The following is a 23275-nucleotide window of genomic DNA, read 5'->3' on the forward strand; positions in this document are numbered from 1 at the left end:
CCGCGGCGGCGCCGCGGCGGCGTCCGCCCGGGCCAGCAGCCGCGCGGACACCGTCTCCGCGGCCGCGAGGAACCGCCGCTTCTCCGCCGGGCGGTCGGCCTCGGGCAGGTCGGCGCCGCGGTCCGGGATCGCGGGCCGCCCGCCGGGCCGGATCACCGGGCCGTAGCCGACCCCGGGCACCACCGGCGTGCCGGCCAGCACGTCCGCACCGCCGTCCACCTGCGGCGCAGCGCTTCCTCGCTCGGACCCGGTCATGCTCACTCCTCGGCTCGTTCCCATTACGACTCCCACGTCACTCGACACAAGCACTGTGACGAGGATTACTCCAATGCATTGACATGTCAACACATACAGGCGTAAAACAACATAAACCAACATTACTTCGGGCAGGAGGCCACATGTACGCGGAAGAGCGACAGCAGGCGATCGCGGGGCTGATCGGCCAGCGCGGTCGCGTCTCGGTCGCCGACCTCGCCGAGGCCTACGAGGTGACCACCGAGACGGTCCGCCGCGACCTCGCGGCCCTCGACCGGCTCGGCCTGATCCGCCGGGTGCACGGCGGCGCCGTGTCGGCCACCGCGATCACGCTCGGCGAGACTGGCCTGACCGAGCGCGAACACAGCCACGCCCAGGCCAAGGACCGGATCGCCGCGGCGGCGCTGGCCTACCTGCCGGGCCAGGGCGGCAGCATCGTGCTGGACGCCGGCACCACCACGGCCCGGATCGCGCCGCTGCTCCCCGCCGAGCGCGAGCTGACCGTGGTCACCAACTCGATCCCGGTCGCCGCCCGGTGCGCGGGCCAGCACAGCCTGCAGGTGCTCGGCGGCCGGGTCCGCGGCGTCACCCAGGCGGTGGTCGGCGACCAGGCCGTCGCGACCCTCGCCGGCCTGCGCGTGGATGTCGCCTTCGTCGGGACCAACGCCCTCACCGTCGACCACGGGCTGTCCACCCCGGACCTCGACGAGGCCGCCGTCAAACGCGCCCTGGTCCGCTGCGCCAACCTGGTGGTGGTGGTCGCCGACGCGAGCAAGGTCGGCCGGGAGGACCTGGTGAGCTTCGCCGCCGTCGACGCCGTGGACGTGCTGGTGACCGACACCGACCTCGATCCCGGTGCCCGCACCGAACTCGAGGCCCGCGGCATCGAGGTGGTCCTCGCATGATCGTCACCCTCACCGCCAACCCCAGCCTCGACAGCACCGTCGAACTGGCCACCCGGCTCGAGCGCGGCGCGGTGCACCGCGCCGTCGCCACCAGCACCGATCCCGGCGGCAAGGGCGTCAACGTCGCCCGCGTGGTCGCGGCGGCGCAGTGCCCGGCCGTCGCGATCCTGCCCGCCCGCGCCGAGGACCCGCTGGTCGCCGCGCTCACCGACCGGGGCATCGCGCACCACCTGGTGCCCACCGCGGGACCGGTCCGGGGCAACCTGACCGTCACCGAACCGGACGGCACCACCACCAAGCTCAACGAACCGGGGCACCCCCTCGACACCGGCCAACTCGACGCGCTCACCCGCCTGCTCGCCGAGCACGCCGGCGACGCCCGGTGGGTCGCGCTGTGCGGTTCGCTCCCGCCGGGGGCCCCGGACGACTGGTACGGCCACCTGGTGCGGACCCTGCGGGCGCTGCCCTGCGCGGTCGCGGTGGACACCTCCGACGTCCCGCTGCGCGCACTGGCCGCGGGCTTCCCCGGCACCGCGCCGGACCTGGTGAAGCCGAACTCCGAGGAGCTGGCCCAGCTGACCGGCTACGACGCCGGCGCGCTCGAGGCGGCCGCCGACGCCGGCGACCCGAGCCTGACCGTCCTGGCCGCGCGGGCCCTGCTGGAGCGGGGAGTCGGCGCGGTGCTGGCCACCCTCGGCTCCGCGGGCGCCGTCCTGGTCACCGGCGAGGGCGCCTGGTTCGCCCGGGCCCCGCGGATCACCCCCCGCAGCACCGTGGGCGCGGGCGACTCCGCGCTCGCCGGCTACCTGCTCGCGCAGGTGGCCGGGGACAGCCCTCCGCGGGCCCTGCAGCTCGCGGTGGCCTACGGCACGGCCGCCGCCGGCCTGCCCGGCACCGCCCTCCCCCGCCCCGACCAGGTCGACCGCGACGCCGTCGTCGTCACCACCCTCGACGCCCCGAATCCGACGGTCGGGGCCGCCGCACCATCCACCACGGTCGCCGACCCGGCCGCCGAGCACTGAGGACCCGACATGTCCACTCCCACCGCAGATTCCCCGGCGATCATCACCGCCGAGCTGATCGCCCTCGACGCCGACCTGGGCGCCGACACGGAGGCGGTCATCGGCTCGCTCGCGGCCCGGCTCGCCGGGGCCGGACGCGCCACCGACGTCGACGCCCTGCGCGTGGCGGCCCTGGCCCGCGAGGCGCAGTCCGCGACCGGGCTGCCCGGCGGCATCGCCATCCCGCACTGCCGGTCCGCGGCGGTCACCGCCGCCTCCCTCGGGTTCGCACGGCTGCAGCCGAAGGTCGACTTCGGCGCCCCCGACGGTCCCGCCGACCTGGTCTTCCTCATCGCCGCGCCCGAGGGCGCCGGTGCCGAACACATGAAGCTGCTCTCCGGCCTGGCCCGCGCGCTCGTGCGGCCCGAGTTCGTCGCGTCGCTGCGCGYGGCCCCGGACGCCGACGCGGTGGTGGCGCTGGTGCACGAGGCGCTCGGCCTCGAGGTGCCCGGGCAGGCCGCACCGGCCCCCGCACCCGCACCGACGCCCGTCGCCGCACCGTCGACCTCCGCGCGCTACGTCGTCGCGGTCACCGCCTGCCCCACCGGAATCGCCCACACCTACATGGCCGCCGACTCACTGGTCGCGGCCGGCGAACGGGCGTCGGTCCCGGTGCGGGTGGAGACCCAGGGCTCGAGCGGCGGCACGTCGCTGAGCCCCGAGGTGATCGCCGGCGCGGCCGCCGTCATCTTCGCCACCGACGTCGGCGTCAAGGGCCGGGAACGCTTCGCGGGCAAGCCCGTCGTCGCGTCCGGCGTCAAGCGCGCCATCAACGAGCCCGACGTGATGCTCGCCGAGGCCGTGCGGGCCGCCGACGACCCGTCCGCCGCCCGGGTGGCCGGCACCGCCGCCGGAACCGACACCGCCGAGGCGGCCTCGGACGTCGGCTGGGGCACCCGGCTGCGGCAGATCCTGCTGACCGGCGTGAGCTACATGATCCCGTTCGTCGCCGCGGGCGGCCTGCTGATCGCGCTCGGCTTCCTCTTCGGCGGGTACGAGATCTCCAGCGGCGCCAAGGAAATCGTCCTCGACAACTCGCTGTGGAACCTGCCCGACGGCGGGCTCGGCACCTACCTGGGCGCCGTGCTCTACCAGCTCGGCTCGCTGGCGTTCAGCTTCCTCGTCCCGGCGCTGGCCGGTTACATCGCCTTCGCCATCGCCGACCGGCCCGGCCTCGCACCGGGTTTCACCGCCGGCGCGGTCGCGGTCTTCGTCGGCGCCGGTTTCATCGGCGGTCTGGTCGGCGGCATCATCGCGGGCTTCGCGGCGCTGTGGATCGGCCGGCTCCGGGTGCCGCAGGTGCTCCGCGGCCTGATGCCGGTGGTGGTCATCCCGCTTTTCGCCACCCTCGCCGTCGGCGCGCTGATGTTCATGGTGCTCGGCCGGCCACTGGCCGCGATCACCAGCGGCCTGACCAACTGGCTGGGCGGTCTGTCCGGCAGCTCCGCCGTCGCGCTCGGCATCATCCTCGGCCTGATGATGTGCTTCGACCTCGGCGGCCCGGTCAACAAGGCCGCCTACGCATTCGCCGTAGCCGGGCTCAGCGTCACCGACCCGGCGACCCTGCGGATCATGGCCGCGGTGATGGCCGCCGGCATGGTGCCGCCGCTGGCGATGGCACTCGCGTCGACCATCCGGCCGGGCCTGTTCAGCGAGGCGGAGCGGGAGAACGGCAAGGCGGCCTGGTTCCTCGGCGCCGCGTTCATCTCCGAGGGTGCCATCCCGTTCGCCGCGGCCGACCCGCTGCGGGTGATCCCGTCGATGATGGCGGGCGGCGCGGTGACCGGGGCGTTGATCATGGCCACCGACGTCACCCTCAGCGCCCCGCACGGCGGCATCTTCGTCCTGTTCGCGATCGGCAACATCGCCTGGTTCCTGATCTCGATCCTCACCGGCATGGTCGTCGCCGCGGTCGCGGTGGTGCTGGCGAAGCAGTTCCTCCGCCGTCGTGGCGAGCCGGAGTCGGCGGACGAACTCGTCCCCGTCGCCGCCTGATCGGCTGCCCCGCAACCGAACCCGCAAGTCCCGTCATCGAAATCTCCACCGAGGAAAGGTCACACCATGCCCAGCACCACCGTCGCCGTCGGTTCGTCCATCGGCCTGCACGCCCGCCCCGCCGCCGTCATCGCCGAAGCGGTCACCTCGGCCGGGGTCCCGGTCACCCTGTCGGTGACCGGCGGCGACCCGGTCGACGCCGGCTCGGCCCTGATGATCATGACCCTCGGCGCGACGCAGGGCGTCGAGGTCACCGTCACCAGCGACGACCAGTCCGCCGTCGACGCCGTGGCCAAGCTGGTCGCCGCCGACCTCGACGCCTGACCCCGCCGCCCCGTGTGCCCCACCACTGCGACACCAACGAGTTGCAGTGGTGGCCGAGCGAATTCGCCGAAGTCATGCACTCCCCCGCGACTGTCGGCCCTGCGTGCCATAGTGAGCGGATGCGGTCGACCTGCTCCCTGTACATCGATACCGGGTACCTGCTCGCTTCTGCCGCGACTCGCGTCACCGGCACCTCGCTGCGCAGCGGGATCCACGTCGAGTACTCCAAGCTGATCAGCTCACTGGTGGACGCGGCAGAAGCCAGGTCGGGCCTGCCGGTGCTGCGGGTGCACTGGTACGACTCGGCCCGAAACGGCGTCCCCGATGTGCAGCAGGAGCGCATCGGCGAGCTCGCCAAGGTGAAGCTCCGGCTCGGACGGTTCGGCGTCAACGGCGAGCAGAAGGGGGTCGACCTTCGCATCGGCCTCGACCTCGTGGCCCACGCGCGCAACGGCGCATCCGACGTGTTCTTCCTTGTCTCGGGCGACGACGACCTCACCGAAGCAGTCGAAGAGGCTCAGGTACACGGGGTCCAGGTCGTGCTGCTCGCCGTGCCCACAGTGGGCGGCAAGTCCCATGGCGTGAGCCGGCACCTGATCCGGGCCGCCGACGAGCTCGACAACATCGACGGCACCGCGATCGATGCTGCAGTCATGAAGGTCGATCGCCAACCGGCGCCCGAGGCGGTCGCGCCAGAACCGACGCCCGCGCAGACTCGGTCCTTGGTCGCGGCGGCGCGGCCGACTGTCAGGACCCCTCTCGACCTCGCTGGTATTCCGCACGGCCCGACAGCTCCACGCCCGACGAGCGTGCTCGCCTACAGCGTCTCGAGCGGATCCCCCGCCCAGGTGCTGCCCGGATACGGCGACGACACGGAGCAAGATCCACTGATCGACGAGGTCGTGATGCGGGTTCTCGCCTCGTTCCACGAGAGCGCCACTGCCGACGACAAGCTCGAACTCCAGCGTGCGAAGCCGTCGATACCCCGCGACATCGACCGCGCACTCCTGCTCGACGCGTCCGACGTGATGCAGCGGTACGACTTGGACGAGGGGATCCGGTACCGGTTGCGTGCGCGCTTCTGGGTGAAGTACGACGAGGACTGAGCAAGGACTTACCCGGACCGATGGGCGTGGTGATCGCCGGAGGTCACACCCGCGAGCGCAGGTCCGTCGCGAGTTGTGCCACGGTCTCGGCCGCGCAGATGCGGTTGTCGCCGACGCCGCCGGACGCGCCTCGTTTCGCCCAGCCGACGACGTACAGTCCCTCGACCGGTTCGCCGGTGTCGTGGGAGATCACCTGTCCCCTCCGGTTGGGCACCACCCCGCGTGTGTCCAGTGGGACACCGTCGATCCGCTTGGTGGTGAACCCGGTGGCGCAGATCGCGGAGTTCGCGCGGAAGGCACGACCGGCCGTCGTCGTGACCTCGACGGCGCCGAGGTCGGTCTGTGCGAGGTCGGCCACCTCTTGTCCGAACGACAAGACGACGCGCAGGAGACCCGTGGCGTCGGCCGGCAGCCCGCGCATGCCGTGGACGTCGGTGGGAGGCAGGTGCGACAGCTCGCGTAGCAGCGAACTGTCCGCGCCGGCGCGGGGCACGCTACCGGCGCCGTCGATCAGCACCTCGGTGTGTTCGAGGTCGAGAAGCTCGTAGAACGCAGACGGAGTGAACGAGGCTCCTGCCGGAGCCGACCTGGACAGGACCACCAGCTCTCTGACCTGTTCGCCCGCGGCAGCTCGGTGGCGATTCTTCGCGACCCACCGGACGATGTCGAAGGCAACGTTTCCCGCGCCGATCACGATGCACGCGGGTCCGGCGGGCGCGGGCGGGGGAAACCCCGCGGACCCGCAGTTCTCGGCGACCAGGATGTCGATGGCCTGGCGGATTCCGCCGCCGGCGGAGGCGGGCCCGAGCTGGCGCGGCTGCGAGGCCCCGCAGGCGAGCACGACGGCGTCGAATCTCGCCCGGAGGTCGTCGATCGAGATGTCCACGCCGACTTCGGTGTCGTGCACGATCGTGACGCGGTCGTCGCGGAACGGCACGTCGAACAGCCTGATCATCGCGCGCACCCCGACGTGGTCGAGGGACACACCCCGGTGCAGCAGGCCCCCGACGGTGTCGTACTGCTCGTAGACGGTGACGCGGATCGACGTCGATCGCCGCAGGAGCTCGCGAACGGTGTACATCGCAGCCGGCCCCGACCCCACCACGGCGACCTCGAGCCTGTCGCTCGGGCCTGCCAGTGGCAGTTCGAAGACGGCGCGCGGTCGGGGGCGCGGCACGACGGGGATCTGCGCGAAGAACTCCCTGTTGCGGGTGGCGTAGGGGCGCTCGGCCGGGGTCAACGCATGCTCGGGTTTGATGGCCGAGGCCGGGCAGGCCTCGACGCATGCGGTGCAGTCGATGCACGAGTCGGGGTCGATGAAAAGCGTCTCGGCGGAGGCGAAGCCGTCCTCGCCGGGGGCGGGATGAATGCAGTTCTGCGGGCATACCCGCACGCACGAGGCATCCTTACAGCAATTCCCCAAAATGACGTGGGTCACGACGACTCCTGCTCAGAGAAGGTTTGACTTTCGGTAGATCCATCGAGCGCCGAAATTCAGCAGTCCTTCTTTGCTCAGGAATTCGATGAACGGCTCCGCGGCCCTGCGGAACATGATGCGGTGGTGTTCGTTTCCGTCGATATTCGACCTCACGACGTCCCAGTCGAGACCGAGGGCGTCGTACACCCGTCGATTGACCAGTCCCTTGGCGACCAGGTGCGTTCCCACCGCGATGATCAGTGTGCTCACAAAGCGGCGGAAGCGGGAGATCCCGATCAATCGATCACGGATCTTCTGACGCGCGTACGCCATGTGCCGGGACTCCTCGACAACGTGGATGTAGGCCGCGCGGCGAATCGGTGCGGCGACGTCGTCGCTCGTCATCCAGTCACGCTGCATGACGTCGAAGATCTCTTCGCCGGCGAGGACGACGCCGTACGCCACTTCGTCCCAGGCGATGTGGCGGAACACCCAGCCGAAGAAGTCCAGCATGCGGTCACGCGGATGGAACTTCGATCCGATGCTTTCGACGGCGTTGGCAAACATCAACGAGTGCAGGTTCTCGTCCGCACATTCGTTGAAGAGGAACTTGACGTCCGGTCGTGCCGGATTCGCACTGTGGCTCGCCCTCAGCAATGCCACCTGCAGGCCCACCTCCAGCCAGATGCCGACGCCCAGGAACTGGGCCACTTCGCTTCTGGTGAGTCGGACGCGCTCCGCCTCGGACATGGCGTCCCACATCGGGGTGCCGAAGAGCGGTGACCACTCCGGTGTCATGCCGTGACGTTCGTCGTCGCCGGGTTCGGCCTGGCAGACCAGCGGACTCCGTGAATCGAAGGACAACCGCTTGGCGGATTCCAAAAGGGTCTTGAATATCGCGTCGCTTTCGGAAGCGGTCATCCTTCCCTACTCCTCAATTCGGTTGCAATCAGTATTCGATTCGATCACTGTCTCGATGCGGAACTGCAGGTTCCGGCCCGCACTCATTCGAGCACGGGACCACATACTCGGCCGCCGCCCGGGGCGGAGCCTTGAACAAAGGAATAGGTTCTCTTTACTGTTTAGATACTGCCTGCGCAGTGTCGCCTGAATCATACGGGCGTTCGTGACCGGGTGACGTATTGGCACTCGGTAACATGCCGGACAGAAACCGCGCCGGCCCTCGCCCGGACCGGCGCGGCGACGGGAGATGTCGACCGCCGGCCGACTCCCACCGGAAGCACAAAGCCGTCTGCCCTGCCATCAATTCGGCGAGCCATTCACATGGTGAGCAAACAGTTGGGACACCCAGAATTTAGGTGTCCTATAGTGACGCCATGAGTTCCTCGGACCCTGCCAGCACTCCCAGACTCTCCGACCGCCCGGGATACGCCCTGGTCAGAGCGGCAATGAAGGTCCGCCAGTGCTATGCGGACACCCTGGCAGCGGCCGGACTGCTACCCAATCAGCACGCGATTCTCAGCACGCTGCACGAGGCCGGTCCGTGCAATCAGAAGGAACTTGCACTGCGAGTCGTGGTCAACCCCGCCGACATCGTGGCCTACCTCGACGGACTGCAGGATCGCGAGCTCGTCATCCGGGAGCGCGATCCCGCAGACCGTCGTCGTCAGATCGTGACGATCACCGATGCCGGCCTCGCGAAACTGATCGACACGGACCGTGCGCTCGACGGCGTCGAGACCGCAGTGTTCGGCGGTCTCTCCGCCCAGGACCTCGCGTCCCTCAACAGGATCGCGGCCCGCGTGTACGACGCCGCGGACGCCGTGAACTCCACGCGTTAGGGCGGCGTCACCGCGGCGCGCCCCCAGCCGCGGCGACGAGGCCGTCTACGGCGATCGGCTTCACGATCCCCGGGCCTCGCGACTTCGCGGCGTCGGAGAGCTTGTGCCCCCAGTAGCTCGGCCGGTTGTAGGTACGCGCGACCCAACTCAGGTCGTCGACAGTGAGACCGCCGTGCCCGTACTCGATCTGCAGGCCCGACGGGCTTCCGATGTAGACCGACGTCATGAGGTCGTTGGTGTGCCGGCCGAGTGACTGCATCACGTCGACGTCATGTTCCTCGACCAGGTCGATCATCCTGCCCAGGTCGTCCAAGTGCTCGACCTCGAGCATCAGGTGATTGAAACCCACGTGGCCGGGATACTCCGACAGCGCGAGCGAGTGATGCCGGCCGTTGACGTGATAGAAGCGCACACCGACGTACTTCGTGGTGATCCGGTCGGACAGCCGGAATCCCAGGACGTCGACGTAGAACCGGTTGGCCTCCTCGATGTCGGGCACCTGGAACACGACGTGCCCGAGACCCTGGTCGCCGGTGACGAATCCACCGCGCATGGTCCGGCCGGCCGAGAAGGACAGTGGTGTCGCGGCCTTCCCCCAGGTCAGCTCATGCCGGATCCCCCACGGATCCTCGAACCAGGCCAACTCCGCCACCTCCCGCTCCTGGCACAGGCCGGGTTCGCCCGAGTGCACCGCGACCCCACGGGATACGAGATGGTCGACAAACTCGTGCAGGTCGGTCTCGTTGGCCATCCCCCAACCCGCGTAACGGAACTCGTCCTCCGCTGCGGGGTGGACCGCAATTCGGTAGTTGATGTCGTCGACCGCGAGCCGGACCGCCCCGTCCGGCCCGTCCGGTGCGAGCATCGCGCCGAGAAGTCCCGTTCCGTAGGTCCGCCACTCCTCGGACCGCGGCGAGCCGATGCCGATGTAGGACAGCTCTTGAATCATGTTGGCAACTCCTTCGTTCGGTGCGCCCGAGGACCGTCTCCGCCACTTCGGTGCTGTACGGAGGAAATTACATTGATAACCAAACGATTGGCAACCCAACCTATTTGCAGCTTGTTGTCTGCCTGCCGACTCGACGAAGTCCACCGACCGGATCGTTCGCGCGGCGGGCTGCATCACCGACTACCGACAGCCCCGCTCGAGGAGATGTCTCGCACCGCCTCGAAACCCTCGGGACTGAGCACCTCGAAGGCAAAGGCGTTGGCGAGGCGGTTCGTCGTGTCAGTTCGCATGTCGCTCCCCTCGATATGGCGGTCACGCGAGGTTGGCGACGAACTGAATGCGGCAAACCACCGGAATCACATTGCCCGCGCGCGGCGCCGCCGACGCTCGTGTCGTCCAGGTTCGATCCTGGCCCAGGTGTCGATTCCGTCGAGCACGAAACCGATTCGTCAGTTCACCGGATCAGCCGGACTACGCCAGCAGACCGGTCCGCCGGGCCAGCCAGTCCAGCTCGCCGGCCAGAGCGGGCGCCCACACCTGACCGGTGTGCCCGCCCGGCAGCTCGTAGTAGCGCACGTCCAGGCCGGCCGCGTGGGCCGCGGCGTACATCCGCCGCTGCTGGGGCCGGTACTCCTCGTCGTCCGCGCCGGCCACGAAAACGCCTGCCACACCCGGCAACCCGCGTCGGGCCAGTACGTCCCGGGCGTTGACCGCGGCGAACGCCACCTCGTCCCCGCCGAAGGTGGCCGCGACGGTGCCGGGGTGATCGCCCAGCGACGGCTCGTCCTGGCCGGAGATGTCCAGGAAGGTCGGGTACACGCCGGGGTGGTTGGCGGACAACTGGATCGAGCAGGTCCCGCCGTACGAGTAGCCGCCGATCGCCCAGGCCCGCGGGTCCGTGTCCACCTGCAGGTTCTGCCCGATCCAGGCGGGCACGTCGACGGCCAGGTAGGTGTCGACGTTGCCCAGGCGCGAGTCCAGGCACAGCGGCTCGGCGTCCTGGGCGCCCAGCGCGTCGGGCACCACCACCACCGGCGCGAGTCCGTCGTGCGCGGCCGCGAACGCCGTCACCGAGTCGGCCAGCCCGTTGCCGAGCCAGTCGTCCGGGCTGCCCGGGTTCCCCGCCACCAGCACCAGCACCGGCAGCAACGCGCGGGGCGAGTCCAGGTAGGCCGGCGGCAGGTACACCAGCGCAGGCCGCGCCGAGAACCCGGACGCCGGCCCCGGGATCACCACATGGGTCAGGACGCCGTCCGCGGTGCGCCGCACCGGCGGCTGCCAGGCCCGCGACGTCGGCCACCCCGACTGGACCCGCGGCTGCGGGCCCGGCACCGCCGCGAAGTCGACGACGTGGACGGTCGGCGGAGGGCGATGTCCGACGGCGGCACCGAGAGTCGGGAAGCTGCCGGTGTCCCTGTTGACGACCCCGGCGGCGGGCACGCACACCGCCGCCGCGGCGAGGGCAGCCACGATCACGCGACCGGGACGCGGGCCCCGGGCGAGAACGGCGACGGCCGCGAGAATCCCGAGCAGCGCGGCGGCGACGGCGACGCAGTCCCACGCCGACAGTTGCAGCGGCAACGGCCGGTAGGCCGCCCACACCGTGACGGCGATCCCGGTGGCTCCGGCGACCGTGGCGGCCGCGACCACGGCCAGGGCCCGCAGGCGCATCCGGCCGACCGCGACCAGCAGCCCCACCACGCCCAGCGCGCCGACCACCAGCATCGCGACCAACGCCCAACTGCCGGTGACCGACAGGTGTGACGCCGTGGTCAGCAGGTGATGGGCGGACTGCATCGGGCCAGTATCCCGGGACCGGCGGCCCTACTTCCAATCGGACACGGCGGACGCGGCCACCGCACAGTCAGTTCCGGGCGGCGCGGTCACGCGTCCCGGCGGGCCCGGAACCACAGCGCCCCGCCGCCGAGCGCGGCGGCACCCACGCCGGCCGCGACCGCGACCACCGCGCCCGTTGCGCCCGAGTCGGCCTGCGCCGCGGCCACCACTGGGGGCGGCGGCGCGGGGAGGTCGACCAGCCCGGTGGCGCCGCGCAGGATCTGGATCGGCGGCAGCGGACCGCCGTTCGCCTCCGAGGCGCTGAGCAGGTCGCCGTCCGGGGTGAAGGCGATGGCCTCGCCCTGCGGCTGGTTCGGCATCGGGACCCGCACCGGCGTCGCGCCGGTCAGCGCGGCCGCGACGTCGCCGTCCGGCGCCGGGTAGAGGTAGACGTCGGTGTAGGTGCGCACCGCGACGACCCGGCCGTCGGCGCTGACCGCGCCGCCGGTGACCAGGATCGACCCCGCGACCGGCATCGGGCTGCCGGGAGTGTCGGTGGGTGCGTAGGCGATCTGCCCGATGCGCTGCAGCGGCGCCGGGCCCGGGCCGAGCTGGTCCAGCGTCGCGCCGCCGGCCGGTCGGTAGATGCCGCTGGCCGCGAGGATCTCCTTGGTGACGATCACCGGCCGGCCGTCGCGGCCGACCAGCAGCGTCTCCGCGTCGTGCGGGCCGTCCGGGTAGGTGAGCAGGTGCCTCGCGCCGGCGCCGGTGACGGGGTCCAGGTCGGTCAGCGACACCTGCTGGCGGACCTTGGTGTTGTCGCCGGTGTCCGCGAGCCAGAGCCGGCCGCCGGCCATGGCCATGTCCTCGACGTCGAACGGGGTCGGCGGCACCGAAACCGTGCCGGTGACCTGGCACTGGTCGTCGAGCACCCACACCTCGTCGTCGGTGCCGCTGTCGCCGATCGCGTACATCGTGCCGCCGGTCGAGACGAGTCCGGAGATCTCCGCCAGACCGGGGTCGGTCGGGGTGCAGAGCGTCTCGAAACGGGCGTCGGACACCTGGGAACCGGTCGAGGAACCGGCGGAGCCGGTGGAACCGCTCGAGTCCGGCGCGGCCCCGGCCGGGGCCGCGGTCACCACGGCCGACCCGACCGCCGCCAGCGCGAGCAGCGCCAGCCGGCTACGCATCGGCGCGCCCGGCTGATCCGGCCGCGGTGCCCGCGGCGTCGGCACAGGCAGCAGTGCCCGGTTCCGTCATGTCCGTTCCTGTCCGGTCAGGCGCTGTGTCGGTACTCCTGGAGTGCGGAGGCCAGCGCCTCCGGCACCTTCGCGCGCACCAGTGTGCCTTCCGGCTCGTGCGAGGACCCGAGAATGCGCCCATCGGCGTGAATTCGGGCCATCAGGTCGCCGCGGGTGTACGGGACCAGGGCGGTCAGCTCAACCTCCGGCGCCTTCACGAGCTCCGAGAGCGTCTCGCGCAGCTCGGCGATGCCCTCCCCGGTGCGCGCAGACACGAACACCGCCCCGGGCAGCAGGCCCCGCAGCTGGGTCAGGGTGACCGGGTCCGCGGCGTCGATCTTGTTGACCACCAACAGTTCCGGCGGCGACGGGGCGTCGGTCTCGCGGAGCACCGCGGTGATCACCTCGCGCACCGCCTTGATCTGCTCGGTCGGCAGCGGGTCGGACCCGTCGACGACGTGCACCAGCAGGTCGGCGTCGGTGACCTCCTCGAGGGTCGAGCGGAACGCCTCGACGAGCTGGGTGGGCAGGTGCCGGACGAAGCCGACCGTATCGGTGAGCACGTACTGCCGGCCGTCCTCGAACTCCGCCTTGCGGGTGGTCGGGTCGAGGGTGGCGAACAGCGCGTTCTGCACCAGCACGCCCGCGCCGGTGAGGGAGTTGAGCAGGCTCGACTTGCCCGCGTTGGTGTAGCCGACGATCGCGACCGACGGCACCTCGTTGCGCAGCCGCTGCGTGCGCTTGGTGTCGCGGGCGCCCTTCATCTCCTTGATCTCGCGGCGCAGCTTGGCCATCCGCTCGCGGATCCGGCGCCGGTCGGTCTCGATCTTCGTCTCGCCCGGTCCACGCGTTCCCACGCCGCCGTCCTTGCCGGCACGGCCACCGGCCTGCCGGGACATCGACTCACCCCAGCCGCGCAGCCTGGGCATCATGTACTGCATCTGGGCGAGCGCGACCTGCGCCTTGCCCTCGCTGGAGGTGGCGTGCTGGGCGAAGATGTCGAGGATCAGGGCGGTCCGGTCGATGACCTTGACCTTCACCACCTTCTCCAGCGCGTTGAGCTGCGCGGGGGTCAGCTCGCCGTCGGCGATGACGGTGTCGGCACCCGTCGCCATCACCACCTCGCGCAGTTCGTTGGCCTTGCCGGAGCCGATGTAGGTGGCGGCGTCGGGCTTGTCGCGGCGCTGCACCAGGCCCTCGAGCACCTCGGAGCCGGCGGTCTCGGCGAGCGCCGCCAGCTCGGTCATGCTGGCCTCGGCCTGCGCTGCCGTGCCGTGGGTCCAGACCCCGACGAGCACCACCCGTTCCAGGCGCAGCTGCCGGTACTCGACCTCGGTGACGTCGGTGAGTTCGGTGGACAGGCCGACGACGCGGCGCAGGGCGCTGCGCTCGTCGAGCTGCATCTCGCCGGTGGACGGTTCGTGCCGCGTCCAGCCGGTGTCCCGGCTGGGCCCGGTGCCAGTGTCGGCCTCGTGGTCGCGGTCGGAGTTCTCCGTTGCTTCATGTGTGTTCGTCATACAAGACCCATGGTCCCACGTCGCCCCGGCCGGGCGCACTCGGATTATCCGCCGGCCGCCCGCGGCGGCTCAGCCCAGCGTCGCCCACCAGGCGTCGTCGACCTGCCCGGACGCGACGAGCACGGACGGCCCGCGCAGCTCGGCGACGCCGCCGCGCACGCTGACCTGCACCTCACCGCCGAGCACCCGTACCCGCACCTCGCCCTCGGTGCGCCCGGCCGACCGCAACGCGGCGGCGGCCGCGGCGACCGTCCCGGTGCCGCAGGAGCGGGTCTCGCCGACGCCGCGCTCGTAGACCCGCATGTCCACCGCCCCGTCCGCCATCGGGGTGAGGATCTCCACGTTCACCCCGTGCGGGAAGAAGTCCGTGTCGAACACCGGGGCCGTGGTCAGGTCCAGCGCGGCCAGCTTCGCCGCGGTGAGGCCCTCGTCCACGCAGGCCAGGTGCGGGTTGCCGACGTCGATGCCGAGCCCGGTCAGGGTCTGCCCGTCCAGGGTCGCGGTGGAGGTGCCCAGCTCGCGCACCTCGCCCATCCCGACGGTCACCTCGCCGGTGGCGCCGTCGCAGCGGTGCACCACCACCGGGCGGGCGCCGGCACGGCTGCCGACCACGAACTCGTCGGCGCTCTCGCGGCCGGTGGCGCGCAGGTAGTGGGCGAACACGCGGACGCCGTTGCCGCACATCTCGGCGATCGACCCGTCCGCGTTGCGGTAGTCCATGAACCAGTCGTCGGCGCCGACCCCGGCCGGGGCCGCGTCGAGCACCCCCGCGGCGACCAGCGCGCCGGTCCGGGCCACGCGCAGCAGTCCGTCGCCGCCGATCCCGGCACGGCGGTCACACAGTGCGGCCACCCGGTCCGCCCGCAGGTCCAGGCGCACGTCCGGGTCCGGGAGCACCACGAAGTCGTTCTCGGTGCCGTGACCCTTGCTGAAATCCATGCCGCTCATGCTACCGAGGGCCGGCCGGCGCCTGGATCCGCTGCCGCGCCGCCTCGTACAGGCACACCGCCCCGGCGGACGGCGCGCCCAGCGAGCTGGCGGCCCCGCCGATCGGGATGCTGACGGTGACGTCGCAGGCCTGCCGCCAGCCGGTGCTCATGCCGCGGGTCTCGTTGCCCACCACCAGGATCGTGCCGCCGGTGAAGTCGTGCCCGAAGACCGGCACGTCGCCGTCCTCGTCGGTGCCGACGACGCGCAGGTGCACCCCGCCGGCCCGCTGGCGATCCCGGAAGGCCAGCACCTCGCTCGCGTCGGCTGCCGCGTACACCGGCATCGCGAACAGCGAACCGGTCGAGGCCCGCACGCACTGCGGGTCGTAGGGATCGGCGGCGTGGCCGGTGAGGATCACCGCGTCGGCGCCGAAGGCGTCCGCCGAGCGCACCAGGGTGCCGAGGTTGCCGGGCGAGGTGGGCCGGTCGAAGACCACCAGCAGCGGCGCGGCGTCGCCCGCGGCCCGCAGGGTCAGCGAGCCGAGCCCGCGCTGGCGGGTCTTCGCGACCGCGATCAGCTCCGGGTCGCTGTCCGACTTCTCCCCCAGCTCGCGCATGAGTTCGCCGCTGACACCGACCTTCTCGTGCCGCCACTCCTCGAGCACGCCACGCGCCCACGCCGACAGCGGCGGCCCGTCGAGCCGGTAGAGCAACGCCTCGGCCGGCCAGTCGTGTTCGAGTGCCAGGGTCAGCGGGCGCACCCCCTGGATCAGGAACCGGGCCGCCTTGGTCCGCTTGGCCCGGGTGCTCAGGTACGACTGCCACTGCTGGAACCGCGCGTTGCGCACGGTCACCTTCGCGTCGTGGCCGTGCGTCGGGCGGGTGGTCTTCTTGGTCACGGGGTCTCCACAATCGTCAGGGCCAGCGAGGTCAGGTCGTCGTCCGCGCCGTCGAGCCAGTGCACACGCGGGTCGCGCCGGAACCAGGACCGCTGCCGGCGAACGTRCCGGCGGGTGCCGATCAGCGTCCGCTCGTGCGCCTCGTCGAGGTCGTACTCGCCGTCCATCGCGGCGAGCACCTGCGCGTAGCCGATGGCCCGGGACGCGGTGACGCCCTCGCGCAGCCCGACGTCGGTCAGCGCGCGGACCTCCTCGACGAGGCCGCCGTCGAACATGGCCCGGGTGCGAAGGGCGATCCGGTCGTCGAGTTCGGCGGTGTCGCGGTCGACACCCAGGATGACCGTGCCCCAGCGCGGTTCCCCGATGGTCGGCGCGGACGCGGCGAACGGCATCCCGGTCAGCTCCACCACCTCGAGCGCGCGCACCATCCGGCGGCCGTCGGTCGGCAGGATCGTCGCGGCGGCCTGCGGGTCCGCCCGGGTCAGTTCGGCGTGCACGGCGGCGACGCCGCCCTCGGCGAGGACGGCCTCCCACTTGGCCCGCACCTGCGGGTCGGTGGCCGGGAACGACCAGTCGTCGAGCAGCGACTGCACGTACATCATCGACCCGCCGACGATGACGGGCACCGCGCCGCGGGCGGCGATGTCCTCGACGTCGGCGCGGGCCGAGCGCTGGTAGTTGGCGACCGTCGCGGTCTCGGTGACGTCGAGCACGTCCAGTTGGTGGTGCACGATGCCGCGCCGTTCGTCGACGGGCAGCTTCGCGGTCCCGATGTCCATGCCGCGGTACTGCTGCATGGCGTCGATGTTCACGATCTCGCCGCCGAGGCGCTGCGCCAGGTCGAGGCCGAGGTCTGACTTGCCGGTGGCGGTCGGCCCGACCACCGCGATCGGACGCACGCTCACCGTTCCCACGTCCCGACGTGGTAGCCGACGCCGTAGGGCGCGCCCTGGTAGTCGGTGCGGCAGCGCGGCGCGTCGTCGCCGAACAGCCCGGCCAGCACCTGCCAGGCGGCCCGGCCCTCGATGCCGAGGTCCGCGCAGGCCACCGGGTCCAGCTGCCGCAGGAACTCGAGGTCGCCCGCGGTCAGCGCGGCGTCCAGCTCGGCCTGGGCGCCGGGGGCGCGGTCGTCGAACGCGCCGGGCGCCTTGGCGGTGAGCGTGGTGGCCCCGTCCGCGACCACCAGCACCCCGTGGGGCGCGTCCGCGGCGTCGAGCCGGGCCCGGAGCCTGGCCCCGACCTCGGCGCAGTAGACAGGCGAGGTGTCGGCGGCGACGACGATCGCGTCGGCGGCGGCGTCGGGTGCGGCGTGGGCGCGCAGCCAGCCCGCCACCAGCACCGCCAGCGGCAGGTCACGGCGTGACGACGCGGCGGCGTCCGGGGACAGCGCGACCCGGACGTCGGCGCCGAAGCCCGCGAAGCTGCCCGCCGTGTCCGGGCCCAGCTCGGCCTCGGTGGCGCCGACCCCGACGACGGTCCAGTGCGGCGCGAGCTCGCGGAGCCGGGCGGCGACCGCCAGGCTGGCGGCCCGCAGGTCCGCCGTCTCGGCGGCCGCAGCACCGGCAAGTTCGGGAATCAACAGGGGTGGGGCGGAGACCAGAGCCGCGGCGGTGAACACACTGCGCAACGGTAGTCGACCCTTGAATCCACGTTCTGGGGGTCTGAACTGTTTCAATGGTCCCTACTGCTCGTTCCGGGTTGAATGGAACCCGCACACGCCGAACCCCGCGGGCACGGTGTGTGAACAGACGAGGCACGGCAGCCGTGACGCGCGGCAGAGATGAGGAGTCATGACCGACAGCAGCGCACCCAAGCCAGGCGCCCCGAAGCCGGGCACACCCAGGCCCGGCGCCCCGAAGCCGGCGGCACCACGGCCCGGTCCCGCGGTCGCGCATGCGCCGTCGGTGGCCCCGCCGAGCGATCCGAGCCTGTTCGGCCGCGTCGACGACGACGGCACCGCCTGGGTCAAGACCGCCGACGGCGAACGCCAGATCGGATCCTGGCAGGCCGGCGACGCCGCGGAGGGCCTCGCGCACTTCGGCCGCCGCTACGACGACATGGCCACCGAGGTGGGCCTGCTCGAGGCACGGCTGAGCTCCGGGGCGGGCGACGCGAAGAAGACCCGGGCGGCCGCGGTCGCGCTGTTGGAGTCGCTGCCGACCGCCACGGCGATCGGCGACCTCGACGCGCTGGCCCGGCGGCTCGACGTGGTGATCGCGGGTTCCGAGAAGGCCGCCGTCGCGGCCAAGGCGGAGCGCGAGCACGAGCGCGAGGAGCACACCCACCGCAAGGAGGAACTCGCCGCGGAGGCCGAGCAGATCGGCGCCGAGTCCACCCAGTGGAAGGTCGCCGGCGACCGGCTGCGGGAAATCCTCGACGAGTGGAAGACCATCCGCGGCGTGGACCGCAAGGTCGACGACGCGCTGTGGAAGCGGTACTCGAAGGCCCGTGAGGCCTTCAACCGGCGCCGCGGCGCCCACTTCGCGGAACTCGACCGCGACCGCGCCTCCGCGAAGGTCCACAAGGAGGAGCTGGTGGAGCGCGCCGAGGCGCTCTCCGACTCCACCGACTGGGGCCCGACTGCGGGTGCGTTCCGCGACCTGCTGGCCGAGTGGAAGGCCGCCGGGCGGGCGCCGCGCGACGCCGACGACGCCCTGTGGAAGCGGTTCAAGGGCGCACAGGACGTGTTCTTCGCGGCCCGCAATGCGGCCGCCTCCGAGCGGGACGCCGAGTTCGAGGACAACGCCGTCGCCAAGGAGGCCCTGCTGCGCGAGGCCGGGAACATCGATCCCGCACGGGATCTCGAGGCGGCGCGGAGCGCACTGCGCGACCTGCAGGAGAAGTGGGACGCGATCGGCAAGGTTCCGCGCGAGCGCATGCACGACCTCGAGGGCAAGCTGCGCGCCATCGAGAAGACCGTGCACGAGGCGGTCGACTCGCAGTGGCGCCGGACCGACCCGGAGGCGATGGCCCGGGCCGCGCAGTTCCGCGACCGGGTCGCGCAGTTCGAGGAGCAGGCCGAGAAGGCCACCGCCGCGGGCAAGACCAAGGACGCCGAGAAGGCGCTCGCACAGGCGCAGCAGTGGCGCGAGTGGGCCGAGGCGGCCGAGGGCGCGGTCAACGAGCGCTGACGCCCGCCTGGCGTCTGCCCGACGCCACCGGCACGATCACGCACGAAACACAGCCGGCCAGACCGGGGCGGGCCCCACGGGGCTCGACCGGGTCTGGCCGGCTGTGTTTCGCGTGCCCAGGGCCGGTGAGGCCCCGGAACCGGGCGAACTCCGGTGTCAGTTGTCGTCGTCGCCCCAGATCGACCGGCGCTCGGCCTCCGCCGTCTGCTCCCGGCGCGCCTGCTCGGCGGCGAGCTGGACGGAGGTGCGGGTCCACACCACCTTGATCCAGTGGAAGGTCAGCACCATGACCGTGATCCAGCCGAGGACCAGGCCGATGCCGGGTCCGGCGCCGGGGTCGCCCGGGGACAGGGTCTGCCGCGACCAGATCGCGAGCATCCCGAACACGCTGGCGACGGCGGTACCGGCCAGGGCCAACCAGGCCAGCGTCCAGCGCCGGGTGACCAGCGCCAGCGCGCCGACGACCACACCGAACACCAGCGCCAGCCAGACGAAGATCCGGGACGGCAGCGCGATGGACTCGCCCAGGGCGACGTCGTTGCCGACCAGCACGTCCCAGCCGGAGGCCGACCCGGTGTGCGGGAGGGTGAAGCTGAGCAGCAGCACCAGCACACCGGCCGCGACGACGACGCCGCGGATGCCGGGATCGATCTCCGAGGTGACCTTCCGCTCGGCCGCCTCGATGTCCTTGCGGATATGTTCGATCGGGTCCTCGTGCTTGTCCTTGATCATGCTCCACATCCCGTTGCGGTCGGCAGCGGCGCGGGCGCGCCGATCTGCGGTAGTCCCAGTCCCACCCCGATGGGTGGGGTCTTCGGCGTGATGCCACGTTCGTGCGAGTCGCCGGCGCGGGTGCGCCGGTGGGTGAGCACCGGGCCGTCCGCGATCAGGTGGTGCGGGGCCGCGCCGGTGACCACGGTGGTGACGACGTCGCCGGGCCGGATGTCGCCGGCCACGGACCCGGCGCCCTCGGGGCGGAAGTGCACCAGCCGGCCGTCACGGGCCCGGCCGCTCATCCGGTGGGTGGCCGCGTCCTTGCGGCCCTCCCCCGCCGCGACCAGCAGTTCCACCTCGGCGCCGAGCAGCTTCTGGTTCTCCTCGAGCGTGATCTGCTCCTGCAGCGCGATGAGGCGGTCGTAGCGTTCCTGCACGACCTCCTTCGGCAGCTGGTCCGGCATCTCCGCCGCGGGCGTGCCCGGGCGCTTGGAGTACTGGAAGGTGAACGCGCTGGTGAAGCGGGCCTGCCGGACCACGTCCAGGGTCTCGAGGAAGTCGTCCTCGGTCTCGCCGGGGAAGCCGACGATGATGTCGGTGGTGATCGCGGCGTGCGGCATCGCGGCCCGCACCTTCTCGATGATGCCGAGGAACTTGGCCTTGCGGTAGGACCGGCGCATCACCTTGAGCACCCGGTCGGAGCCGGACTGCAGCGGCATGTGCAACTGCGGGCACACGTTCGGGGTGGCGGCCATCGCCTCGATCACGTCGTCGGTGAACTCCGCGGGGTGCGGGGAGGTGAAGCGGACCCGCTCGAGTCCCTCGATGTTCCCGCAGGCGCTGAGCAGGGCGGCGAATGCGCCCCGGTCGCGCGGGATGTCGGGGTCCACGAAGGAGACCCCGTAGGAGTTGACGTTCTGCCCGAGCAGGGTGACCTCGAGCACGCCCTCGGCGACGAGTGCCTGCACCTCGGCGAGGATGTCGCCGGGTCGGCGGTCCACCTCCTTGCCGCGCAGCGCGGGCACGATGCAGAACGTGCAGGTGTTGTTGCAGCCCACCGAGATCGACACCCAGCCGGCGTACGCGGACTCGCGCTTGGCGGGGAGCGTGGAGGGAAACGCCTCGAGCGACTCGAGGATCTCGACCTCCGCCCGCTCGTTGTGCCGGGCACGTTCGAGCAGGGTCGGCAGCGAACCGATGTTGTGGGTGCCGAAGACCACGTCCACCCACGGCGCCTTCTTCACGACGGTGTCGCGGTCCTTCTGCGCCAGGCAGCCGCCGACCGCGATCTGCATCCCCGGATGCGACGCCTTGGTCGGACGCAGCATGCCGAGAGTGCCGTAGAGCTTGTTGTCGGCGTTCTCGCGGACCGCACAGGTGTTGAAGACCAGCAGGTCGGGCTGCGCGCCGGCAGCCGCCTTGGCGTAGCCCGCGTCCTCGAGCAGACCGGACAACCGCTCCGAGTCGTGCACGTTCATCTGGCAGCCGAAGGTGCGTACCTCGTAACTCCGGGGCTCGGGGCGCTCGGGGTCTCCGGGTGCCGCCGGTGCCGTGTCGGGGAGGTATCGGTCGATCGTGTCCACGTCATCAAGGGTACGGCCCCGGCCGAACCCGCCCGAATCCCGCGTACCGACGTCAGCGGGAAGCCGCCGCCGCGGCGGCCTGGGCGAGCTCAGTCATCGGGACCGCGGTCGGCGGGCGCGTCCGCCCCGACCTCGACGAGCTCGGCAGACTGCTCACGGTGGCGGGTTCCGACGTGCGCCTCCGCGCGCAACCGCTCGACCATGTGCGGGTAGTGCAGCTCGAAGGCCGGGCGCTCGCTGCGGATCCGGGGCAGCTCGGTGAAGTTGTGCCGCGGCGGCGGGCAGSTGGTGGCCCACTCGAGCGAGTTGCCGTAGCCCCACGGGTCGTCGACCGTGACGAYCTCGCCGTACCGGTAGCTCTTGAAGACGTTCCAGAYGAACGGCAGCGTGGAGGCACCGAGGAYGAACGAGCCGATCGTGGAGATGGTGTTCAGCGTGGTGAAGCCGTCGCTGGGCAGGTAGTCCGCGTAGCGACGCGGCATGCCCTCGTTGCCGAGCCAGTGCTGGACCAGGAACGTGGTGTGGAAGCCGATGAAGGTGGTCCAGAAGTGCCACTTGCCGAGGCGCTCGTCCATCAGGCGGCCCGTCATCTTCGGGAACCAGAAGTAGATGCCGGCGTAGGTGGCGAACACGATGGTGCCGAAGAGCACGTAGTGGAAGTGCGCCACCACGAAGTAGCTGTCGGTGACGTGGAAGTCCAGCGGCGGGCTGGCGAGGATGACGCCGGACAGGCCGCCGAACAGGAACGTGATGATGAATCCCAGGCAGAAGAGCATCGGCGCCTCGAAGGTGACCTGCCCCTTCCACATGGTGCCGATCCAGTTGAAGAACTTCACGCCGGTCGGGACGGCGATGAGGAACGTCATGAAGGAGAAGAACGGCAGCAGCACGGCGCCGGTGGCGTACATGTGGTGCGCCCACACGGCGATCGACAGCGCGGCGATCGACATCGTCGCGTAGACCATTCCGTTGTAGCCGAAGAGCGGCTTGCGTGAGAACACCGGGATGATCTCGGTGACGATCCCGAAGAACGGCAGCGCCACGATGTAGACCTCGGGGTGACCGAAGAACCAGAACAGGTGCTGCCAGAGCAGGGTCCCGCCGTTCGCCGGGTCGAAGATGTGCGCGCCCAGGTGCCGGTCCACGAACACGCCCATCAGAGCCGCGGTGAGGATCGGAAACGCGAGCAACACCATGATCATCGTGATGAAGATGTTCCAGGTGAAGATCGGCATCCGGAACATGGTCATGCCGGGGGCACGCAGGCAGATCACCGTGGTGATCATGTTGACGCCGCCGAGGATGGTGCCGACGCCTGCGACCGCCAGGCCCATGATCCACAGGTCCGCGCCGACGCCGGGCGAGTGCACCGCGTCGGTCAGCGGGCTGTAGGCCGTCCAGCCGAAGTCGGCCGCGCCACCCGGGGTGAGGAACCCACCCATGGCGATCAGCGCGCCGAACAGGTACAGCCAGTAGCTSARCGCGTTCARMCGCGGGAACGCCACGTCGGGYGCGCCGATCTGCAGCGGCAGGATGTAGTTCGCGAAACCGAACACGATCGGSGTCGCGTACAGCAGCAGCATGATCGTGCCGTGCATGGTGAACAGCTGGTTGAACTGCTCGTTCGACAGGAACTGCATCCCGGGAACCGCGAGCTCGGTCCGCATCAGC

General features: G+C 71.3%; 21 protein-coding genes. 7 read left to right on the forward strand and 14 right to left on the reverse strand.

Going from position 1 to position 23275, the window contains the following annotated elements; genetic code table 11:
• The coding region (locus tag AC1DU4_RS22115) for a phosphoenolpyruvate-utilizing N-terminal domain-containing protein (protein ID WP_477843495.1) at positions 1-255 on the reverse strand (255 nt) is incomplete at its 3' end.
• 143 nt (positions 256-398) lie between these two features.
• Here AC1DU4_RS22115 and AC1DU4_RS22120 point away from each other — a divergent pair.
• From AC1DU4_RS22120 to AC1DU4_RS22140, 5 genes are all read left to right on the forward strand, one after another.
• Positions 399-1160 (forward strand): DeoR/GlpR family DNA-binding transcription regulator, encoded by a 762-nt coding sequence (locus tag AC1DU4_RS22120; protein ID WP_072844061.1) that lies wholly within the window; start codon positions 399-401, stop codon positions 1158-1160.
• Positions 1157-2182 (forward strand): 1-phosphofructokinase family hexose kinase, encoded by a 1026-nt coding sequence (locus AC1DU4_RS22125; protein WP_477843497.1) that lies wholly within the window; start codon positions 1157-1159, stop codon positions 2180-2182. The genes AC1DU4_RS22120 and AC1DU4_RS22125 overlap by 4 nt, the downstream gene beginning before the upstream one ends.
• Positions 2183-2191: 9 nt before the next feature.
• The gene (locus AC1DU4_RS22130; RefSeq protein ID WP_477843499.1) at positions 2192-4216 is read left to right on the forward strand and encodes a PTS fructose transporter subunit IIABC; all 2025 of its coding nucleotides are present in this window, start codon (positions 2192-2194) and stop codon (positions 4214-4216) included.
• A 66-nt stretch (positions 4217-4282) separates the two neighbouring features.
• Positions 4283-4540 carry an HPr family phosphocarrier protein gene (locus AC1DU4_RS22135; RefSeq protein ID WP_477843501.1) on the forward strand — a complete coding sequence of 86 codons (258 nt, stop codon included), beginning with the start codon at positions 4283-4285 and terminating at the stop codon, positions 4538-4540.
• Between the two features lie 119 nt (positions 4541-4659).
• Complete coding sequence (locus AC1DU4_RS22140; protein WP_477843503.1) at positions 4660-5646, forward strand: NYN domain-containing protein; 987 nt, start codon at positions 4660-4662, stop codon at positions 5644-5646.
• A 43-nt stretch (positions 5647-5689) separates the two neighbouring features.
• Here AC1DU4_RS22140 and AC1DU4_RS22145 read toward each other — a convergent pair whose 3' ends face one another.
• The gene (locus tag AC1DU4_RS22145) at positions 5690-7084 is read right to left on the reverse strand and encodes a 4Fe-4S binding protein (protein ID WP_477843505.1); all 1395 of its coding nucleotides are present in this window, start codon (positions 7082-7084) and stop codon (positions 5690-5692) included.
• Between the two features lie 12 nt (positions 7085-7096).
• Positions 7097-7984, reverse strand: a complete 888-nt coding sequence (locus AC1DU4_RS22150) for an AurF N-oxygenase family protein (protein WP_477843507.1) — start codon at positions 7982-7984, stop codon at positions 7097-7099.
• A gap of 416 nt (positions 7985-8400) precedes the next feature.
• On the opposite strand from AC1DU4_RS22150, the gene AC1DU4_RS22155 reads away from it, so the two are divergent.
• Positions 8401-8865, forward strand: a complete 465-nt coding sequence (locus AC1DU4_RS22155) for a MarR family winged helix-turn-helix transcriptional regulator (protein WP_477843509.1) — start codon at positions 8401-8403, stop codon at positions 8863-8865.
• Between the two features lie 7 nt (positions 8866-8872).
• On the opposite strand, the gene AC1DU4_RS22160 is transcribed toward AC1DU4_RS22155, so the two are convergent.
• The 8 genes from AC1DU4_RS22160 to AC1DU4_RS22195 form a co-directional block, all read right to left on the reverse strand.
• A complete protein-coding gene (locus tag AC1DU4_RS22160) occupies positions 8873-9814 on the reverse strand; it encodes a VOC family protein (RefSeq protein ID WP_477843511.1) in 942 nt (313 codons plus the stop codon).
• 471 nt (positions 9815-10285) lie between these two features.
• Positions 10286-11611, reverse strand: coding sequence for an alpha/beta hydrolase (locus AC1DU4_RS22165; protein ID WP_477843513.1), 1326 nt, complete (start codon positions 11609-11611; stop codon positions 10286-10288).
• Between the two features lie 86 nt (positions 11612-11697).
• Positions 11698-12780: a hypothetical protein gene (locus AC1DU4_RS22170; RefSeq protein ID WP_477843515.1), complete on the reverse strand. Its 1083-nt coding sequence runs from the start codon at positions 12778-12780 to the stop codon at positions 11698-11700.
• 86 nt (positions 12781-12866) lie between these two features.
• Positions 12867-14348, reverse strand: coding sequence for a GTPase HflX (gene hflX / locus AC1DU4_RS22175; protein WP_477843517.1), 1482 nt, complete (start codon positions 14346-14348; stop codon positions 12867-12869).
• A 69-nt stretch (positions 14349-14417) separates the two neighbouring features.
• Complete coding sequence (gene dapF, locus AC1DU4_RS22180) at positions 14418-15287, reverse strand: diaminopimelate epimerase (protein ID WP_477843519.1); 870 nt, start codon at positions 15285-15287, stop codon at positions 14418-14420.
• 10 nt (positions 15288-15297) lie between these two features.
• The gene (locus tag AC1DU4_RS22185; RefSeq protein ID WP_477843521.1) at positions 15298-16176 is read right to left on the reverse strand and encodes a TrmH family RNA methyltransferase; all 879 of its coding nucleotides are present in this window, start codon (positions 16174-16176) and stop codon (positions 15298-15300) included.
• Positions 16173-17090 (reverse strand): tRNA (adenosine(37)-N6)-dimethylallyltransferase MiaA, encoded by a 918-nt coding sequence (gene miaA, locus AC1DU4_RS22190; protein WP_477843523.1) that lies wholly within the window; start codon positions 17088-17090, stop codon positions 16173-16175. The genes AC1DU4_RS22185 and miaA overlap by 4 nt, the downstream gene beginning before the upstream one ends.
• The gene (locus tag AC1DU4_RS22195; protein ID WP_477843525.1) at positions 17078-17794 is read right to left on the reverse strand and encodes a class III extradiol ring-cleavage dioxygenase family protein; all 717 of its coding nucleotides are present in this window, start codon (positions 17792-17794) and stop codon (positions 17078-17080) included. The genes miaA and AC1DU4_RS22195 overlap by 13 nt, the downstream gene beginning before the upstream one ends.
• 172 nt (positions 17795-17966) lie before the next feature.
• Between AC1DU4_RS22195 and AC1DU4_RS22200 the strand changes: the two genes are divergently transcribed.
• The gene (locus tag AC1DU4_RS22200; protein ID WP_477843527.1) at positions 17967-19307 is read left to right on the forward strand and encodes a DUF349 domain-containing protein; all 1341 of its coding nucleotides are present in this window, start codon (positions 17967-17969) and stop codon (positions 19305-19307) included.
• Between the two features lie 156 nt (positions 19308-19463).
• Here AC1DU4_RS22200 and AC1DU4_RS22205 read toward each other — a convergent pair whose 3' ends face one another.
• The 3 genes from AC1DU4_RS22205 to ctaD form a co-directional block, all read right to left on the reverse strand.
• Positions 19464-20039 (reverse strand): Rv2732c family membrane protein, encoded by a 576-nt coding sequence (locus AC1DU4_RS22205; protein WP_477843529.1) that lies wholly within the window; start codon positions 20037-20039, stop codon positions 19464-19466.
• On the reverse strand, positions 20036-21604 hold the full coding sequence (miaB, locus tag AC1DU4_RS22210) for a tRNA (N6-isopentenyl adenosine(37)-C2)-methylthiotransferase MiaB (RefSeq protein WP_477843531.1): 1569 nt from the start codon (positions 21602-21604) through the stop codon (positions 20036-20038). Before miaB ends, AC1DU4_RS22205 begins: the two co-directional genes overlap by 4 nt.
• 89 nt (positions 21605-21693) lie before the next feature.
• Positions 21694-23275, reverse strand: a 1582-nt coding sequence (gene ctaD / locus AC1DU4_RS22215; protein ID WP_477843533.1) for an aa3-type cytochrome oxidase subunit I, incomplete at its 5' end; no start/stop codon positions are given.

Source organism: Rhodococcus sp. P4_F5 (genome assembly GCF_056401315.1).

Excerpts from the sequence above, each read along its gene's own strand:
- AC1DU4_RS22170 (WP_477843515.1), bottom strand. The coding sequence starts at position 12,780 with ATGCGTAGCCGGCTGGCGCTGCTCGCGCTGGCGGCGGTCGGGTCGGCC.
- AC1DU4_RS22135 (WP_477843501.1), top strand. The coding sequence starts at position 4,283 with ATGCCCAGCACCACCGTCGCCGTCGGTTCGTCCATCGGCCTGCACGCC.
- AC1DU4_RS22160 (WP_477843511.1), bottom strand. The coding sequence starts at position 9,814 with ATGATTCAAGAGCTGTCCTACATCGGCATCGGCTCGCCGCGGTCCGAG.
- AC1DU4_RS22150 (WP_477843507.1), bottom strand. The coding sequence starts at position 7,984 with ATGACCGCTTCCGAAAGCGACGCGATATTCAAGACCCTTTTGGAATCC.
- AC1DU4_RS22165 (WP_477843513.1), bottom strand. The coding sequence starts at position 11,611 with ATGCAGTCCGCCCATCACCTGCTGACCACGGCGTCACACCTGTCGGTC.
- hflX (WP_477843517.1), bottom strand. The coding sequence starts at position 14,348 with ATGACGAACACACATGAAGCAACGGAGAACTCCGACCGCGACCACGAG.
- AC1DU4_RS22125 (WP_477843497.1), top strand. The coding sequence starts at position 1,157 with ATGATCGTCACCCTCACCGCCAACCCCAGCCTCGACAGCACCGTCGAA.
- AC1DU4_RS22200 (WP_477843527.1), top strand. The coding sequence starts at position 17,967 with ATGACCGACAGCAGCGCACCCAAGCCAGGCGCCCCGAAGCCGGGCACA.
- AC1DU4_RS22120 (WP_072844061.1), top strand. The coding sequence starts at position 399 with ATGTACGCGGAAGAGCGACAGCAGGCGATCGCGGGGCTGATCGGCCAG.
- AC1DU4_RS22155 (WP_477843509.1), top strand. The coding sequence starts at position 8,401 with ATGAGTTCCTCGGACCCTGCCAGCACTCCCAGACTCTCCGACCGCCCG.
- dapF (WP_477843519.1), bottom strand. The coding sequence starts at position 15,287 with ATGGATTTCAGCAAGGGTCACGGCACCGAGAACGACTTCGTGGTGCTC.
- AC1DU4_RS22140 (WP_477843503.1), top strand. The coding sequence starts at position 4,660 with ATGCGGTCGACCTGCTCCCTGTACATCGATACCGGGTACCTGCTCGCT.
- AC1DU4_RS22205 (WP_477843529.1), bottom strand. The coding sequence starts at position 20,039 with ATGATCAAGGACAAGCACGAGGACCCGATCGAACATATCCGCAAGGAC.